This is a genomic window from Mesotoga sp. HF07.pep.5.2.highcov (genome assembly GCF_003666285.1).
Taxonomy (GTDB): domain Bacteria; phylum Thermotogota; class Thermotogae; order Petrotogales; family Kosmotogaceae; genus Mesotoga; species Mesotoga prima.
Genome location: NZ_JFHJ01000465.1, coordinates 1 through 809, shown reverse-complemented (window position 1 = coordinate 809; position 809 = coordinate 1). Strand labels below are relative to the sequence as shown.

The 809-nt window shown below is 45.9% G+C and carries 2 protein-coding genes; both read right to left on the bottom strand.

Features of this window, described 5'->3' with window-relative positions; all coding sequences use genetic code 11:
- The coding region (locus BG32_RS09815; protein ID WP_147434920.1) for a flavodoxin-dependent (E)-4-hydroxy-3-methylbut-2-enyl-diphosphate synthase at positions 1-407 on the bottom strand (407 nt) is incomplete at its 3' end.
- On the bottom strand, positions 404-809 hold a 406-nt coding region (locus BG32_RS09810; protein WP_183084317.1), incomplete at its 5' end, for a site-2 protease family protein. The genes BG32_RS09815 and BG32_RS09810, both read right to left, overlap by 4 nt.

Genomic DNA, 809 nt, shown 5'->3' with positions numbered 1-809 from the left:
CTGAATCTCTTGTCAAGAGAACCGGAGTTAGCTCCGACTCGTATTGGAACGCCATATTCCTTTGCGATTTTCACAGTTTCTTTGACTTTCCAATCTTGACCGATGTTTCCTGGGTTAATTCTCACCTTTGCAGCGCCGTTTTTGATCGATTCTACGGCAAGTTTATAGTCGAAGTGAATATCTGCTATGACAGGTATCCTGCTTAAAGAAGTGATCTCCTTCAGTACGGAAGCCGACTCAAAGTCTGGAACTGATACCCTTACCAGATCACAACCTGCATCTTCGAGCCTTTTGATCTGCTCAACAGTTTTGTTTACGTCAGAAGTCTTGGTGTTTGTCATTGATTGGACCGTGATTGGATTTCCTCCACCTATCAGAACATCTCCAACGCGAACGACCCCGCTCATAGCCACCTACCTATATCAATGAAAGTAATGTAAATCATGAACCCCATCAAGACCATGAATCCGATCACATTGATCAGACCCTCTATCTTTGGATCGAGCCTTCTTCTTGTAATCATTTCAATGAGGGCAAGCAACATTCTTCCACCGTCTAGTGCCGGAAAGGGAATCAGATTTATTACTCCCAGGTTGAGAGATATGAACCCAGCCAGGTAAAGGACTATTCTTAGTCCAAGACTGACCGCCTGATCAACTATGGTTACCAGTCCAATGGGGCCGGTGAATTCGTTGATGTTGGCTCCCCCGGTGAAGAGGCTCCCTACTACCTTAACCAGAGCTATCAATAGATTGTTTGCCCACTGAACGCCGAGACCTACCGCCTCCAATGCAGTATCGGGGTACCAA